13 protein-coding genes, 1 pseudogene and 1 riboswitch are annotated in these 15,774 nt (G+C 64.8%); of the genes and pseudogenes, 8 read left to right on the top strand and 6 right to left on the bottom strand.

Annotated features, from left to right (window positions below; genetic code table 11):
- The first annotated feature begins 90 nt into the window (after positions 1-90).
- The 6 genes from gjpA (AC5Y3Z_RS08925) (at position 91) to AC5Y3Z_RS08900 (ending at position 7,277) form a co-directional block, all read left to right on the top strand.
- A complete protein-coding gene (gene gjpA / locus AC5Y3Z_RS08925) occupies positions 91-1,281 on the top strand; it encodes an outer membrane porin GjpA (RefSeq protein ID WP_463824536.1) in 1,191 nt (396 codons plus the stop codon).
- Between the two features lie 95 nt (positions 1,282-1,376).
- Complete coding sequence (locus AC5Y3Z_RS08920) at positions 1,377-2,201, top strand: class I SAM-dependent methyltransferase (RefSeq protein WP_500001806.1); 825 nt, start codon at positions 1,377-1,379, stop codon at positions 2,199-2,201.
- 79 nt (positions 2,202-2,280) lie between these two features.
- Positions 2,281-2,943, top strand: a complete 663-nt coding sequence (locus AC5Y3Z_RS08915; RefSeq protein ID WP_463824538.1) for a GAP family protein — start codon at positions 2,281-2,283, stop codon at positions 2,941-2,943.
- 328 nt (positions 2,944-3,271) lie between these two features.
- Positions 3,272-4,783: a PPE family protein gene (locus AC5Y3Z_RS08910; protein WP_463824920.1), complete on the top strand. Its 1,512-nt coding sequence runs from the start codon at positions 3,272-3,274 to the stop codon at positions 4,781-4,783.
- A gap of 58 nt (positions 4,784-4,841) precedes the next feature.
- On the top strand, positions 4,842-6,341 hold the full coding sequence (locus tag AC5Y3Z_RS08905; RefSeq protein WP_463824539.1) for a PE-PPE domain-containing protein: 1,500 nt from the start codon (positions 4,842-4,844) through the stop codon (positions 6,339-6,341).
- Between the two features lie 201 nt (positions 6,342-6,542).
- Positions 6,543-7,277 carry a class I SAM-dependent methyltransferase gene (locus AC5Y3Z_RS08900; RefSeq protein WP_463824540.1) on the top strand — a complete coding sequence of 245 codons (735 nt, stop codon included), beginning with the start codon at positions 6,543-6,545 and terminating at the stop codon, positions 7,275-7,277.
- A gap of 234 nt (positions 7,278-7,511) precedes the next feature.
- Here AC5Y3Z_RS08900 and AC5Y3Z_RS08895 read toward each other — a convergent pair.
- The 3 genes and pseudogenes from AC5Y3Z_RS08895 to rpmB all read right to left on the bottom strand — a co-directional run.
- Positions 7,512-7,653: pseudogene (locus AC5Y3Z_RS08895) on the bottom strand (uS14 family ribosomal protein); the annotation flags it as partial.
- Between the two features lie 2 nt (positions 7,654-7,655).
- On the bottom strand, positions 7,656-7,820 hold the full coding sequence (gene rpmG / locus AC5Y3Z_RS08890) for a 50S ribosomal protein L33 (RefSeq protein ID WP_463824541.1): 165 nt from the start codon (positions 7,818-7,820) through the stop codon (positions 7,656-7,658).
- Positions 7,820-8,056, bottom strand: a complete 237-nt coding sequence (gene rpmB / locus AC5Y3Z_RS08885; protein WP_463824542.1) for a 50S ribosomal protein L28 — start codon at positions 8,054-8,056, stop codon at positions 7,820-7,822. Before rpmB ends, rpmG begins: the two co-directional genes overlap by 1 nt.
- Before the next feature lie 112 nt (positions 8,057-8,168).
- On the opposite strand from rpmB, the gene mrf reads away from it, so the two are divergent.
- Positions 8,169-9,365: a ribosome hibernation factor-recruiting GTPase MRF gene (gene mrf, locus AC5Y3Z_RS08880; RefSeq protein ID WP_463824543.1), complete on the top strand. Its 1,197-nt coding sequence runs from the start codon at positions 8,169-8,171 to the stop codon at positions 9,363-9,365.
- A gap of 128 nt (positions 9,366-9,493) precedes the next feature.
- Positions 9,494-9,676, top strand: a riboswitch (cobalamin riboswitch).
- 145 nt (positions 9,677-9,821) lie between these two features.
- Positions 9,822-11,048, top strand: a complete 1,227-nt coding sequence (gjpA, locus tag AC5Y3Z_RS08875) for an outer membrane porin GjpA (RefSeq protein ID WP_463824544.1) — start codon at positions 9,822-9,824, stop codon at positions 11,046-11,048.
- Between the two features lie 75 nt (positions 11,049-11,123).
- Here gjpA (AC5Y3Z_RS08875) and AC5Y3Z_RS08870 read toward each other — a convergent pair whose 3' ends face one another.
- The 3 genes from AC5Y3Z_RS08870 to AC5Y3Z_RS08860 are packed head-to-tail and all read right to left on the bottom strand — an operon-like array spanning position 11,124 to position 15,730.
- Positions 11,124-12,911, bottom strand: coding sequence for an ABC transporter ATP-binding protein (locus tag AC5Y3Z_RS08870; protein WP_463824545.1), 1,788 nt, complete (start codon positions 12,909-12,911; stop codon positions 11,124-11,126).
- On the bottom strand, positions 12,908-14,677 hold the full coding sequence (locus AC5Y3Z_RS08865; protein WP_463824546.1) for an ABC transporter ATP-binding protein: 1,770 nt from the start codon (positions 14,675-14,677) through the stop codon (positions 12,908-12,910). The genes AC5Y3Z_RS08870 and AC5Y3Z_RS08865 overlap by 4 nt, the downstream gene beginning before the upstream one ends.
- Positions 14,678-14,698: 21 nt before the next feature.
- Positions 14,699-15,730 (bottom strand): cobalamin biosynthesis protein, encoded by a 1,032-nt coding sequence (locus AC5Y3Z_RS08860; protein ID WP_463824547.1) that lies wholly within the window; start codon positions 15,728-15,730, stop codon positions 14,699-14,701.
- Positions 15,731-15,774: the final 44 nt, after the last annotated feature.

The raw sequence follows: 15,774 nt of genomic DNA, 5'->3' as shown, positions 1-15,774 counted from the left end.
CCCTGCACGCATCCGTACCACCAGTAAATCGGTATCAATTCAGCGCTGACCACTGCCTTGTTCGCAGCAGCCACACCCGAGGAGATCTAGATGTCGTTTGTTGCAGCCACGACGGAGCTGGTTCGGGGCGCGGCCCAGGATCTGTCCGGTATCGGCACGGCGTTGACCGAGGCCGCGGCGAGCGTTTCCGGACCGACAACCGGCATCGCGGCCGCAGCTGAGGATGAGATCTCGATCGCGATCTCGTCGTTGTTCGGCAGTTTCGGCCGCCAGTTTCAAATGGTCAGCACGCAGGCGCAGGCGTTTCACACCGAGTTCGTCAACCTGTTGAACAGCAGCGCAGGTGCCTACTCACGCGCCGAGATCGCCAACGCCGCCGCCGCAAGCGGTCTCGATCCGGTCACCCGTGTCCAGCAGGTACTCGCCGGCACCACCCAGAATGCCCAGCGGGTGTTCGGCGCCTGGGATGCCGGAGTGACCACACTCGTCAGTGGCGTGTCCACCGGGTTCAACCAACTTCTCACCAATCCCACCGGGTTCTTCGGCAAGCTGCCGGCCGTAGTTCAGTCGGTGCACTTGGTTGGCGCGCCGCATGAGCTCTCCGCCGCGGTAGTTCAGCACACCCTGGGCGGCATTACGCAGTCGAGCGGCAGCGAAACCGTCGACGTCTCCAACGTTCACGTCCAGCTGTACCAGGGGCTCATGGAGGGTTTCCTCGAAAACGGCTCCGAGGGCGCATTATTCGCCGGTGCCTTGAACTTCGCCGCCTCGCCGTTGAGTGGGCTGCTCGTGGGTGCGGTGGGGCCGTTCATCAGCCCGGGGGTGGCACTGCTCAATAGCGTCAACGGCGTCTTCGCCGATATCACCGGTGGCAATGCGACGGGCGCATTCCACGGTCTGATCAACACCCCGGCCAACGTTGTCGACGGCTTCTTCAACGGCGCTGTGCTGAATCTGGACCCGCTGGCGCCCGTGGTCAATCAGCTTTTCGCAGGCCCGGGCGCCGAGGAGCAGGTCGTCGGTATGAGCTTCGGCTTCGGCGGCCTGTTCAGCCCAGGACAGGTGGTCTACGGTGCCGCCGGTCCGAGGTACGACGGTGTCGGCGGTTCGCTGCTCAACAGCCTGGGCCTGCAGCTTGCCGTCGAATCGGACGACTTCGTCGGAACTCTGCCGGTTCCCGCCCTGCCGGTGGGTCCGATTGCCGCCGCCGCGAATCTTTTCAGCATCGTCGGGCAGGCACTCGGCCCCGGTCTGCCGCTCCCGCCGGCGGTCGAGATGTGAGCCGACGCTGACTGCTCCAACGCATGCGCCCGGCCCTCGGATGCAGCAGTGCCAGTGGTTGACTACTAGAACCGAGAGTGACGAGAGGCGGATCGATGAGCAGAACTGCGCCCGAGCTGGGCGATGTACAGGAGACTTTGCTGATTCCGCTCTACGCGCGGGCGTGCGACGCCGCGTCGAGTCGCCCGGTGCTCGGCGATCGCCGGGCACGCGAACTCGTCGACGCCATCGACTACGACTTCAGCGGTTTCCGCGGCCCCTCGCTGTCCGGATCGGTATACCGTTCCTCGATTTTCGACGGCTGGGCAGCGCGCTTTCTGCGCGAGAATCCCGCTGGCACCGTAGTCGAACTCGGCACCGGGTTGAACACCAGATTCGATCGACTCGACAACGGGACACTGCACTGGATCGACCTCGACCTTCCTGACAGCATCGCGCTGCGCCGCCAATTCTTCAGTGACAGAGAGCGTTACCGGATGCTGGCCGGCTCGGTTTTGGACAACGACTGGTTCGACGTCATCGCCGACTCCCCCGCCCCGTACCTGTTCCTCAGCGAAGCCGTCCTGATCTATCTCAATGGCGATCAGGTGCGAAATGCGTTAACCAATCTCGCACAACGCTTTCCGGGTTCACTGATCGCCTTCGACACGGCGGGTGAAAAGATGGTCTCCGGCCAGGACCGCAACCGATCGCTGGCCCAGGTGCGCGCCCGTCTGCAATGGGTATGCGACGACCCGCACGAACTCCAGGACTGCGGTCTCGATCTGCTCGACAGCCGAACACTGGCGACACCGCAACCAGAAATCGCCAAAAGCTGGCCGTGGCAACGCCGTTACGGCATGCCGGTGCTGGCCAGATTCGCACCTGGGATGGTGAACACGTACAAGTTCAATCTGTTCAGAGCTGCGCCGGCACACTGATACCACATCCTCGGCCGGGTTGCCGGCCGGCTGGCATCCGCATTGCCCGGGCGGAAGCGTGCTAGCACTATTGCTGACGATGGCGGGGTTCGCGCTTGTCGAATCTCTCAATGTCCTCAATCTAGCCGTCACCTCGGCGATCGTGTATGACAGTAGGCTGCAACGTCGTTCACCGTTGCCCGGCGGACTGAGCTTCCTAGGCGGGTTGTTCTCCGCGACCGCTGCCGTCGGTATCACCGTCGTGGTCGGTCTGGCTATCTTCACCGAACCGACCACCATCCGACTGACGCCGTGGATGCGATACACGGGCGAGCTGACCCTGGGGATGCTACTCATTTTTGTGGCGTGCTATCCATCCAGAGTGCGTTCCGCCGCGCCGCGCTGGACGTTCCCGGTTATGCGACGAAATCCGTTGCTGCTTGCCGTCTTCGGTGTCGTGCTGGGCTTTGGCCAATCCGCGACCGACGTCATGTATCTGGGCGCCCTCGCGATGCTCAGTACTTATCGGCTTCCGATTTCGGTCTGGCCGGTAGTCGTGATCGCCTATTGCGCGATCGAGTTATGGCCTTCGCTACTGGTGCTTTTCCTCGGGAGCAGGCGAACAGCGCGGGCACGGCGTATTCAACGTCGGATCCTACGAACCGTCACCCGCTTCGGCCCGCTCGTCATACGCGCGTTGTGCCTGAGCGCCGGTTGTGTGCTTGTCGCACATTCGCTCCTGCATTGCGCCGGCATGCGGTGAATCCGTCGATTCTTGATTCGCCGTGCCGAACACACCGGTGGACTGCCGATTTTCCCGACCGACGGGCTGACACTGGCTTATTATTTGACAACCCGGGCCGTTACCCCAAATGAAAACCACTTTCATTAAGCGTCGTCAGCGGGTAGCTTGGCAAGGACGATAAACGTGTTTCGCGTCTGACTCTGCCCCGTTATGCGACCGAGGAGCCCGCGGTGTCTGTCCCCCACTTCTGTGGTGACGGCAGCTGTCGCTGGTGCGTCCCGACGGACCGCGTTGTCCGCACGCTTCACCGCAACCGCGCAACAACGGCACGGCCGGCGAGCACGAGGTGACCGCGCCGATCTGGATGGCCCTGCCGCCGGAGGTGCATTCAGCACTCTTGAGCAGCGGACCGGGCTCTGGGCCGTTGCTGGCTGCCGCAGCGGCCTGGAATGCGTTGAGCGCCGAATACGCCGATGTGGCTGCGGAACTCGCCGCAGTTGTCGGCGCGGTGCAGGCCGGAACATGGCAGGGCCCCAGTGCGGAGTCCTATGCCGCCGCCAATGCCCCGTATGTAGCTTGGCTGGCCCAACAGGCCGCCGACTCGGCAGCCACGGCGCTGCAGCACGAGACCGAAGCCGCCGCCTACACCGTCGCTGTGACGACCATGCCTACACTGGCCGAGTTAGCTGCCAACCATGCCACCCATGCAGTGCTGTTGGCAACGAACTTCTTCGGCATCAATACTGTCCCGATAGCTCTCAACGAGGCCGACTACGTGCGAATGTGGATTCAGGCCGCCACCACCATGAGCACATACCAGGACGTTTCCGCGGCCTCCCTGGCTGCGGTGCCGGTCACCGATGCGGCACCGCCGGTGCTGAAGTCTGACGCCGCGCCGGCTGCCGTCGACTTCTCCCCGGAGAGCATCTACACGGCCTACCAGCAATTCATCCAGGGCCTGGTGTTGCGCCTGTTCGGAATCCCGGGAAACGAGGTGCCCTATCAACTTCCGGCCCTGGAAGCCTTTCTGGCGGCTCCGTCCCTGGAGACTCTCAATGCATTCGTCTTTGCGATGGTTGTCGGATTGTCCATCGACGGGGTGACTTTCGGACTGCCCGCAGCGCTGCTGACGACTCCGGTGCTGGGATTCGCTGGTCTGAGCCTGGCGGGCCTGGGCGGATTGGGCGTATTGAATCGACTGCTGCAGCTGCCTCCGCTCGATTTCGATTTTCCGGAATCTGTTGCGGCGCTGCCGGGTTCGGCCCTCGGACCGCTGCCGGCGGTCGCGGCACCCGGGACGGTGCCGTCACCCGCGCCGGGCGGGATCACCGCTTCGTCGCCAGCATCTACCGCGCCGCCGGCCCCGGCGCCGAGCCCCGCAGCGGCACCGGGCGCACCCGGATTCGGTTATATGGTCTACAGCGGCGGACCTGACGAGGGGGCAGGCCCATCCTTGACCGAAGGCGGCACAGCGAAGGCGCCGGCCGCGGACATCGCCGCGGCGGCAGCAGCGCCGGCCCGGGGGTCCGCGCAGCAGCGCGCACGGCGCCGTCGACGTGTCGTGCTGAGGGATTACGGGGACGAGTACGCGGACATGAACGGTGCGGACGTTGGGCCTGACCCTGTCAGCGCTGCGACGGGTGCCTCCGAGCGGGGCGCCGCACCCTTGGGCTTCACCGGCGCGGTGTCCAGGGCAGAAGACGTCCGTCCCGGGGGGTTGGCTACCGTTGCCGGGGACTTCGGCAACGGTGCGCGCGCGCCGATGCTCCCGCAAACCTGGGGCAGTGAGCCCGGCGAGGAGCCGCGGACACCCGGCGGGCCCGCTGCTGCGCAGCCCACCGACGAGCGATACACATGACCATGCGCGGCTACACCGGCCGACGGCAACTGCCCGACACATCGACAAGGGGGGTGGCGTGTCGCCTTTCGCGGTGACGCCCGAGGCGTTGGGTTCGGCGACAACGACTTTGGCGCGAATCCGTTCGGAGCTGGATGCCGCGCGGCTGGCGGCTGCGGCGTCGACCACCGGCCAGATGGCTGCCGGCGCGGACGAAGTGTCATCAGCGATCTCGGCGCTGTTCGCCGAATTCGGCGCCGAGTTTCACGCCGTTGAAGCGCGAGTCGGCGCTTATCATCAGCAGCTTGTTCAAACGCTGAGGGCAGCAGCCGCAACCTACAGCGCCGCGGAGGCGTTCAATTCGTCAACGCTGGAGATGGTCCAGCGTGAGGTGGCCGCCGCGCTCGACGCGCCCCGCCTGGCGTTGTTCGGTCGCCCGATGATCGGCACGACCGCAACCGGCACGACAGCCACTCTCGCGGCGGCGGACTACGCCACGCTGATCATGGGCGGCACCGGAAACCCGACCCCGGGCTCCGGCTACCTCAACTACGTCTACGACACCTACATCGCTCCTCGGATTGCCCCGCTGACCGGCACGCCGACCGGCCTGACCACCCCCCAGCAGGGCTGGCCGCTGACCGGCCTCAATAGTCTGACGTTCGACACCTCGGTTGCTCGAGGCGTGGAGATCCTCAAGCAGGCGATCGCGGCTCAACCCGCTGGCACAAAGACTGCGGTGTTCGGCTTCTCACAGAGCGCCACCGTCGTCACCAACTATCTGAATGAAATCGCCACCGGTGCCATAGCGAACCCGCCCAACCCGGCCGACTTGAGATTCACCCTCATCGGCAATCCCAACAATCCCAACGGCGGCCTCTTCGAACGCTTCGTCGGGCTCTACATCCCCGGCTTCAACGAGACGCTCGGCGGTGCAACACCCGACTTGGCCTACCAGACCGACATCTACACCATTCAGTACGACGGCTTCGCGCACTTTCCCCGCTACCCCACCAATTTGCTGTCGGTAGCGAACGCCGTTGCCGGTTTGTACTACGACCACCTGGCGCCGACGCCCACTTATATGAGTCTCACGCCCGAGCAGATCGGGTCGGCGGTCGTCGCGCCGGTGTCTCCGGGATCCGGCAACACCACCTACTACATGATCCCGACGCAGGACCTGCCCTTGCTCAGGCCGTTGAACCTACCGCAACCTCTGCTCAACATGGTCCAGCCGCCGTTGCGGGTGCTCATCGACATGGGTTACGGCGATATCGGCGGGCCCAACACCGAATATGCAAACCTGCCCACACCGGCCAGTCTGTTCCCACTCATCAACCCGATCAACGTCGGCGGCTACCTGATCGAAGGAGTCGGCCAAGGAATACAGGCCAATCTGGTGCTGGCCGGGTTGCTCCCGGCATCGGCCATGCCGAACGCGTATCCCTTTGTGCCGTCGCTGGATCCCGGGTTGACGATCAATGTGGGCCAGCCCAGCATCACCGGGGTGTCCGCAGTGACCACCGTCGCTGGTTCGTTGTTACGCGCGCTTCCGATCCCGCCGTTCGGGGCAGGCTAGTCTGCACCCCCGGCGGGAGCGCCCGAGGACTGAATTGAGCGTTCGGGCAATGACTTTCCTCCGAGGTGTGACCTGTCCGTCTGCCAATCGGCACCTCACTTCGCGCTACCACACAGCTATCGAAAACGATTTTCGTTTTGACATTGCACGCGCTACAGTGCAAATACATCGCCGCACAAGAAGACTGGGACTGTTGCATAGATGACCAACTCTGTCGACGTCGATCCGTACGCGCGATCGGCGGAATTCTACGAAGTCATGGCGTTGCCCCACTGGGCGATGAAACGCGATGTCTTGGTGTCTGCGCTGCAGAGCGGCGGGCAGGTGACCGAGCCCGTGCTTGACATCGGAGCCGGAACCGGCTTGTCGACGATCACGATCGCCGACACCATTCCGCACGCAGCTATTCACGCAGTTGAACCATCCGCCGCCATGCGCGCCGCACTGGTGTCACGCGTGCTCGGCCGCAGCGATCTGATTGACCGCGTGACCGTCCATTCCGATTTCGTCGAGGACTTTCAGCTTCCCGAACGCGTGGGCGCCGCAGTGCTTTTCGGCGTGGTCGGATTCCTCGACAAGCAATCCCGCCATCGATTCTGGGACCAGCTGCGCTCGCGACTGACGCCGCAAGCGCCGGTTGTCGTAGAGGTGATGGCGCTCGACCAGCCCATGGCCATACCGGAAATGACGATAGCGCAGCAGCGAATCGGCAGCCGCGACAACGAGGTTCGCATATCCGGCCAGCCGGCCGGCGCCGATGCAGAACTCTGGACCATGCACTACGTGGTGCGCGAGGATCAGCAGGTGATTCGGGAATTCACCACGAACTACACCTGGCGCACCGTGGGTCTCGCAGAGCTTGCCCACGAGGCCGCAGAACACGACATGACTTTCCAAGAACTCCACCCGCTGATCGGCCTGATGCAGCCGCGGTGACCGAGAGTCACCTGAGCCCAGATCCGTTGCTGTGCCGATCAGTTGTGCCGGACGGCCCGACCGGCCCATCGCCGATACCGGTCGAGTTGCGCAGGAAGCGGCGCATTCTCAACCCCGGTCGTCCTGGTGTCGAGCAGCGCAGACCTGACATAGTTTTCCTGGCGCGTTTGATATCCGGATGCGGGCCCACGCCGGCCCGCCGCGGCGTCCGGGTTTCACCAACTGGCCGTTCGCGGGTAGTTGGCCTGTGTGCGCCAATTGGCGCAGCCGGACTCTGGACAAGCCGAACTTGCGCAGATGCCCGCGGGGGACGGCCGACGGCGTCGCGGTTTCGGACCCGTACGGCACTGGCGCCTCGGGGCTGACGGCCCAATTCGGTCAGCGGTCCTCTCGAAAGTCGACGTGGCGCCGAACCACGGGGTCGTACTTGCGCAGGACCAGCCGGTCCGGGTCGTTGCGGCGGTTCTTGCGGGTGATGCATGTGTAACCCGTACCGGCCGTGGAACGCAGCTTGACGATCAGCCGAATCTCGTTGCGCGCCATCAGATTCGCTGCCCTTCGCGGCGCAACCGGGACACCACGGCCTCGATACCGTCGCGGTCGATGATCTTGATGCCCTTGGCGCTGACTCGCAACCGAACTCGGCGGCCTTCCGAGGGCAGGTAGTACGTCTTGCTCTGGATGTTCGGCGACCAGCGCCGACTCGTCCTGCGATGTGAATGCGAGACCGCGTTACCGAATCCGGGTTCCCGTCCTGTGACCTGACACCGAGCAGACACCCCACAACCTCCTGACAGTCCAGCTTATTGAAAATCGTTTTCGACAAGCCCCTGCCCGTGACGGTACCCTGGGACCGGTCTAAATGAAAATGATTGTCGATAAGAGGTGCTGATGCGGAAACCTGTAGTCTTGGTCGCCGGCCAGCAGAACACCGATCCGGTCGTGGGCACCTTGCTGCGCACCTGTGGAACGCTCGTGGTCGAGCATCGTTTCGACGGATACACGGTGCGCCGCATGACGGTCGATCTGCAACACGGCGTGTTGACGACCGCAGAGATCGGCATCGAGCTCGCACACGGATGTGTTTCCTGCACCATCCGCAACGACCTTCTCGTGCTGCTGCGTCAGCTGAGCCGCCGCGATGATGTGGACCGTATCGTGGTCCACCTCGCACCCTGGCTGGAACCGGAACCGATCTGCTGGGCGATCAACAATGTCCGGATCAGGGTGGCGTCCGGCTACATCGACGGCCCTGCGGCCCTTGATGTTCGGATCGCGGCGGTCGTGACGTGCGTCGACTCGTCGCGGTGGCTGCGCCAGGTTCTGGGTGAGGGCGAATTAGACGACGGACGTACCGAGGCGCAGGTGGTGGTCGGACAGGCAGAATTCGCGGATGTCATCGTTCTCAGCGATGTGGAGCCAATCCTGGCCACGGTGCTGCGACGCTTGGCGCCCCGCGCACGGATCGGCTACGGAGCGAACAGAATTGAGCAGGTGCTCGCCGGCCTTGACAGTCGTGCGCGCCGGGGGCGAGACGATGATCCGCACGGCCCGTTGCTATCCGGGCAACCTCCCCTCGAGCCCACCGGCACCGTCCAACTTGTCGAGTTCAGCGCCCAGCGTCCGTTTCACCCCCAGCGTCTGTACGACCGCATGGAGCTGTTGCTGGAGGGAGTGATCCGAACTCGAGGTCGCTTGTGGCTAGCCGGTCAGGACCAGCAGGCGATGTGGCTGGAATCGGCGGGAGGTGGATGGCGGGTCGGTTCAGCAGACAAGTGGCTCACTGCCATGACCGACGCGGAGTTGGCCGGCGTCGACGACGAACGCCGTGCCCTCGCCCAGTTGAGGTGGGACCCCCTGCACGGCGACCGGCACACGGCAATGACGATCCTGGTCTACAGCGCGGACTCCGGCGAAATCCTCGATGGTCTCGGCCGTGCTCTGCTCACCGACGACGAACTCTGCTCCCCCGCTGACTGGGACCGCTATCCAGATCCGTTCGGCGATTGGAGCGAAGACCTCACCGAAACCGCCGATTCTTTCGACGATATGGCCGCCATTCAGAACGCCGACCATCGAGCGAACTAGTTGCAACGAGGGCAATTAGGGGTGGCGCGGTAATCGCGACGGACGGACTCACACCGTGCCGCTGCGATGCCATCGCTCCGACGAGGTCACCGCCGTGGCAGCCGGGGCGGGCCTGCCTGTTCCGTTGGGGGTCCCCGGCGTGTAACAATGTCGCCCGTACGGCGATGACGACGCAGGAAGCCGGTGCGAATCCGGCGCGGTGCCGCCACTGTCATCGGGGAGCGACCCTCACATGCCACGGCCATTTGGCTGGAAGGCGAGGCGAGCGGCGATCCGAGAGCCAGGAGACTCGTGTCATCGCATCCTGCTAACCCGGGGCGGAGCACCCCGGAGAAAGCCGCCACCTCAGATGCTGCGCGTCCTTTGCCACCTCCTGTGCGGTTGGCCGTACGACGCCTGTGCAAATTTTTCCGACCGGCGGTCACCGTACTGGCGAACGAATAAGGGAGAGCAAGCATGTCGTTTGTGACCGCAAGTGCGGATCTGATGCAGAGCGCAGCACAAAATCTGTCGGGTATCCGCCGAGCGCTCGCCGATGCCGCCGCGACGGTTTCGGGACCCACCACGGGAATCGCGGCCGCAGCTGAGGACGAGATCTCCATCGCGATCTCGTCGTTGTTCGAGAACTTCGGCCGGCAGTTCCAGTCGGTCAACTCACACGCGCTGGCGTTTCATACCGAGTTCGTCAGCTCGATGAATTCCAGCGTCGGGGCCTACACAAGTGCCGAGGTCGCCAACGCGCAGCAGAACCTGCTCGGCGCACTGGGCTCATCCCATGCACCCGCGGCCGCGACTGCCGTCGACCCGATCACCCGGTGGGAGCAGGTCGTCGCGACGACGGCGCAGAACGCCGAGACGGTGTTCGGAGCCTCGCGGGTCGGCCTGAACACGTTCACCGGTGGCATCAACCACCTCGTCACCAACCCCGCGGGCTTCTTTGCCAAGCTGCAGGCTGCTGCACAGGCGATACCCCTGGTCGGTGCCCCCAGAGACCTCGCACTCGCGGTCACCCAGCACACGCTTGGCGGTATCACCCAGACGATCTCCGACCCGGTGACGTACGTGCCCAACGCGCACAACGAAATCTATACCGGGCTGATCGAGAGTTTCCTCCCCGACGGGCCGGTGGGAGTAGTGCTCACTGAAGTCCTGAACTTCGCAGCTTCACCCTTGAGCGGCCTGCTCATGGGTGCCGTGGGTCCATTCGCAAGCCCCGGCGTCGCGCTGCTCAACAGCGCCGGCGGCGTCCTCGCCGATATCACCGGCGGCAATGTGACGGGGGCGCTCACCGGCCTGTTGAACACACCGGCCAACGTCGTTGACGGTTTCTTCAACGGGGCCACGTTGAACCTGGATCCCCTTGCGCCGCTAGTCAACCAGTTCATCAGCGGTCCCACCGGGGGCACCGAACAAGTCACCGGCTTGAGCCTTGGTTTCGGTGGCCTCTTCAGTCCGGGGCAGGTTGTGTACGGTGCCGCCGGACCGATCTATAACGGCGTCGGCGGTTCGCTGTTGAACTCGATCGGAGTCGAGCTCACTTTCACTGAAGACGAGTTCCAAGGCATCCTGCCGATTCCCGCGCTCCCGGTCGGTCCGATCGCGGCGACGGCGAATCTGTTCAGCATCGTCGGACAGATATTCGGCGGCGGCTTGGAGCCGCCTCCCCTGCCAGTCGAGATGTAGGCAAACTCTCGGCGAACACCTGCCTCAGCGGTAGAAATGGTGCCCACACGGCGCGGCATCTTCCGCTGGGGCAGGCTATGCCGACCCGGACGCAGCAGGGGTCGGCTGATCGCGCCGAAGTTGCCAGCCTCGGGCACGCAACCGCTCTTCCCAGAACCTGGTATAGGTCCCCTGGTTTGCGACCAGCTGCTCGTGACGTCCGCGTGCGCTGATCCGACCGTCATCGAGGACAAGAATCTGGTCGGCGTCTATCACCGTCGAAAGTCGATGTGCGACAACGATAACCGTGCGCTCGTGAGCTAGTTCGCGGATGGCTGCGGCCACGGCGGCCTCGTTGACGGCATCGAGCGCGGCCGTAGCTTCGTCCAGGAGCACGACCGGCGCATTCTTGAGCAACGCGCGGGCAATCGCGACACGCTGCCTTTCCCCGCCCGAGAGCGCCGACCCCCCTTCGCCAACGCGTGTGTTCCACCCGTTGGGCAGCCGGTTGATGACTTCGTCGAGCCGGGCGATGCCGGCAACGTGGGACAGCTCGGCTTCTGCGGCATCAGGATCGGTCATCCGCAGGTTGTCAGCGATGGTGCCGTCGAAAAGGTAAGCGTCGTCGAATACTTGCGCGGTCAGGTGTGCGACTGCGCTGGTGCCGAGTTCGCGTACGTCGTAGCCGCCGATGCGGATGCTGCCGTCGTCGACGTCGAAGAAGCGGGCAATCAGTCTGAGCAACGTCGTCTTCCCGGCGCCGGACGGGCCGACGATCGCGGTAAGACTGCCGCTCGGGATGGTGGCGTCGACGCCGCTTATGACCTCGTGGCTCGAATCGCGGTGGTGGTACCCGAATCGCACACCACGCAATTCGATGTCCGCACCGGCGGGCGTCGCCGCTCGGTCGGGCTCCGGCAGCGGTGGCACGGCCAGCAACTCGCGCACTCGAACGATCGCGTCGGCGTTGACTTGTACGTGACCGGCCAGGTCGCCGAGCTGAGAGATCGGATCGATCATGCGCAACGTGATGATGAACAGCCCGATCAGCGTCGGCACCGCAAGATCGCCGCGCAAGGTCAGGGCGACCGTCAACCCGATGATCGTGGTAACGACGAGTTGCATCGTCCCGAAGCATCCAATCAGTCCCCACGCACCGCGGATAGTCAACCGCGACTGCGAGTGTTGTTGCTGGACAAGGGATTCCTCGAGCGCGCCCAGCGATCGACGGTCCAGCACCCCATACGCTCGCAAAGTCGGCTGCTGGCGGGCGAACTCCACGATGCGGGACGCGGTCGCTGCCACGTCGTGTTCGTACTGGGCGTCGTTGCGGTGCACGATGCCCATATACATCTTCAGCGACAGCGCGCACAGCACGGCACCTACGGTCAGAGCGATGCCAATGCGCCAGTCGCTCAGATAGCTGCCGATGATCAGCGTGGCCGGTGCGGTCACTCCGACGATGATGTGCCGCAGCATATGCGCCGGGAAGTCCGCGACGTCGGTCGCATCCTTGCTGACCAGACGTCCGACCGGACCGGTGCGGTCCGCACCGAACCAGCCGATCGGCAAGGTGGCCAGGTGATTTCCGATTCGGGTATGGAAACTGGTCAGCACGTCAGTGCCGACCAGGAACCCCAGTGATGTGCTCCACGCGAGCAACGCGTGGTGGGCTCCGACCGTTACCGCGATCGCCGCGATCCATGACCACAGCTGGGCCCATGCGACTGGCCGTTCGAACAGTGTGCCGAGCAGCGGTACGACCAACAAGAAACCGATGCCCTGGAGAACTCCCTGTGCACCTTGCAGTACCAGCATGGTGCGCAGGTGGCGGCGCCCGCGGGCATCGAGCAGCTCGAGCAGATGCCGAATGATGGTGATCAACGGTCGACCTTCAGTTGTTGGGCAACAACGTGTTCGGCTTCTCTCTCGTGCTTCCACAACCGTGCGTAAATGCCGTCGTTGTCCAGCAGGTCGCGATGCGCACCCTGTTCGGCGATCCGGCCGCCGTCCAGCACGACGATGGCGTCGGCACTTTGAATCGTGCTGAGCCGGTGCGCGATCACCAACACCGTGCGGCCGCGGGTGACCTCGGTCAGCGCGTCTTGGATGCGTGCTTCGCTTTCGGGGTCGGCGCTCGCGGTCGCCTCATCCAGCACCAGAATCGGGCGGTCCGCCAGGATCGCGCGGGCAATGCAGACCCGCTGGCGTTCACCCGCTGAAAAGGCCGCGTCCTGTCCGATCATCGAATCGAACCCCCGTGGCAATTGCCCGATTTTCCCCAAGATCTGAGCTTTACGCGCGGCCTCCCGCACCGTCGCGTCGTCGGCGTCGGGACAGCCGAGGCGGATGTTGTCGCGGACACTCATCGCCAACAGGTGTGCGTCCTGGAACACAAAGGCGACTTGCCGGTAAAGCTCTGCCGGGTCGATGCGACGCAGGTCGACTCCGTAGAGTTCGACCGAGCCCTCGCCCGGATCGTTGAACCGGGGAAGCAGCTTGGCCAGGGTGGATTTCCCGGAACCGGACGGTCCGACCAGCGCGGTGAGGGTACCGCGGGCCAGGCTCAAATCGATCCCGTCGAGGGCGACAGTGTCTCCGTATGAGACACGCACGCCCCGCATCTGCACCACCGGGCCGGGCGCCTCGGCGTCGATTTCAGCCGGGTAGTCGGGGGTGGGAAGGTCCGGGGTAGCCAGCAAGTCGCGGATCTCCCCGTACACCTTCAGCGCGGAGACCAAGGGCTGCACCGACATCAACAGCGACATCCAACCGGACGTGATGACGGTGCCGAACACCAGGAAGGCGATGAAGTTCTGCAACGAGAGATCGCCGTTGGCCGTGAGGATTCCGCCCGCCGCCGCGACGCCCAGCAGGATGCTGGGCGGCGAGAGCAGGATTTCGGCAATCACACTCGCGACGCTGGTAGCTTTCGCCCAGTCGAGGAAGAAACGCGCGAATCCTTGACATACGTCCTGGAAGTGCCGGCTCGCTGTTCCGGGCGTGCCAAACGATTTCACGACGCCGATGCCGTTGACGAATTCCACCGCTGCGCCGTTCAGACGTGCCAACCATTGCAAGAACTCTGGATACTTGGTTTCGGCGCTGGCCATCGCGCGTTGGTATGCGGCCAGCCCGGCGAACACCGGAAGCAATGTCACCAAGGCCATGCGCCAGTCCAGGTAGAACAGGTAGATCAATGCCACCAGTGGTGGCACCACGGCCGCACTCAGCTCGACAATCGAATGCGCAACAAGGCGGTGCAGCGCAGCCACATCATCTTCGACCGCTTTCTTCACCACGCCGGAGTTTCGCTCGTCGAACCAGCTCAGCGGTACGCGGCCGAGCTTGACCAGCAATTCCCGCCGGATCTGAAACGACACGCGAATATCGGCCAGATGCGTCATCACTCCGGCGGCGAATACCCCCAACTGCTTTGCTGTCAGCGCACCGATCGCCACAATGACGATGGGCCATACATCGGTGTCGCCGACGAGTAGCCGACGACTGACCTCCACGACGACGAACAGCGGGGCCATCCCGGCCAGCGAGCTGACCGCGGCCAACAAACCGCACGCGATCAGCGTCACCCGGGCGGATTTCAGGATTGCCGGCGCTTGCGCGGGCCTGCTGTCGCTGCGCGGACGCACGCATCCCCTCCGTCCGAATGATTACTGCCCTGCGGTCATCGCTGTCAGGATTCGCCTCACCAGTGGAGTTGAACGAGTCCCCGATCGTCCGTTCTCCGATGAGGGTAACCGGGGTGGACGGGCGTCCGGCCGTCGCCAGACCACCACCGAGGCGACCACGACGGCCCCGGCCTGCACCGCCCTCGACAGGAGCACGGCGCGGCGCAGGTCGATCACGGTCGGCGAATGCCCGTCCCCCAGCGTCGGGCGGATCTGCAACTCGTGGCGGTATTGGGTGGGTCCGCCCAGCCGCACCCCCAGCGCACCGGCGAACGCCGCCTCGACGACGCCGGCGTTCGGGCTGGGATGCCGGGCCGCATCGCGACGCCAGGCCCGCACCGCGGCTGTCGGGGACCCGCCCACCAGCGGCGCGCAGAGCGCCACCAGTCCCGCGGTCACCCGCGCCCCGACGTAGTTGGCTGCATCATCCAATCGTGCCGCGGCCCAACCGAATCGGAGATAGCGCGGGGAGCGGTGCCCGACCATCGCATCCAAGGTGTTGACCGCCCGGTATCCCAGCACCGCCGGCGCACCGCCCACGGCCGCCCACAGCAACGGCGCCACCACCGCGTCGGAGGTGTTCTCCGCCACCGACTCCAGCGACGCACGCGTCAAACCCGCCTCGTCCAACGCTGCCGGGTCACGTCCGCACAACGACGGGAGCAACACTCGCGCACCCTCGACGTCACCGCGCTCCAGCATCGCCGACATCCGGGAACCGGTGCGCGCCAATGACGTTCCGCCCAGCGCCACCCAGGTGGCCAACGCGACGGCCGTCGGCGAGCGCACGCGGCGTTGCAACATCACACCCGTCAGACCCGCCACGCCGACCAGCACACCCACGTGCACTGCGCCGGCGAGCCGAGCGTCTCGGTAGGTCAGCCGTTCCAGCTTCGCGGCCACCGCGCCGAACAACGCCACCGGATGCCCGCGGCGCGGGTCGCCGAACACCAGGTCGGCCAGATATCCGGCCCACACACCGAGCATCCGGGCCGGTGGGGTCGATGCAAGCATTCCGGCAGCGTCTCATACGTGATGTACTCGATCCCATGGGCAAG

The sequence above is a fragment of the Mycobacterium sp. NGS61 genome, assembly GCF_059812325.1.
This window is presented reverse-complemented; position numbering and strand designations above follow the sequence as displayed.

What these genes read in the sequence shown, in the direction of transcription:
- gjpA (WP_463824536.1), top strand. Translation starts at nt 91, where the DNA reads ATGTCGTTTGTTGCAGCCACGACGGAGCTGGTTCGGGGCGCGGCCCAG.
- AC5Y3Z_RS08920 (WP_500001806.1), top strand. Translation starts at nt 1,377, where the DNA reads ATGAGCAGAACTGCGCCCGAGCTGGGCGATGTACAGGAGACTTTGCTG.
- AC5Y3Z_RS08915 (WP_463824538.1), top strand. Translation starts at nt 2,281, where the DNA reads ATGGCGGGGTTCGCGCTTGTCGAATCTCTCAATGTCCTCAATCTAGCC.
- AC5Y3Z_RS08900 (WP_463824540.1), top strand. Translation starts at nt 6,543, where the DNA reads ATGACCAACTCTGTCGACGTCGATCCGTACGCGCGATCGGCGGAATTC.
- rpmG (WP_463824541.1), bottom strand. Translation starts at nt 7,820, where the DNA reads ATGGCGCGCAACGAGATTCGGCTGATCGTCAAGCTGCGTTCCACGGCC.
- mrf (WP_463824543.1), top strand. Translation starts at nt 8,169, where the DNA reads ATGCGGAAACCTGTAGTCTTGGTCGCCGGCCAGCAGAACACCGATCCG.
- gjpA (WP_463824544.1), top strand. Translation starts at nt 9,822, where the DNA reads ATGTCGTTTGTGACCGCAAGTGCGGATCTGATGCAGAGCGCAGCACAA.
- AC5Y3Z_RS08860 (WP_463824547.1), bottom strand. Translation starts at nt 15,730, where the DNA reads ATGCTTGCATCGACCCCACCGGCCCGGATGCTCGGTGTGTGGGCCGGA.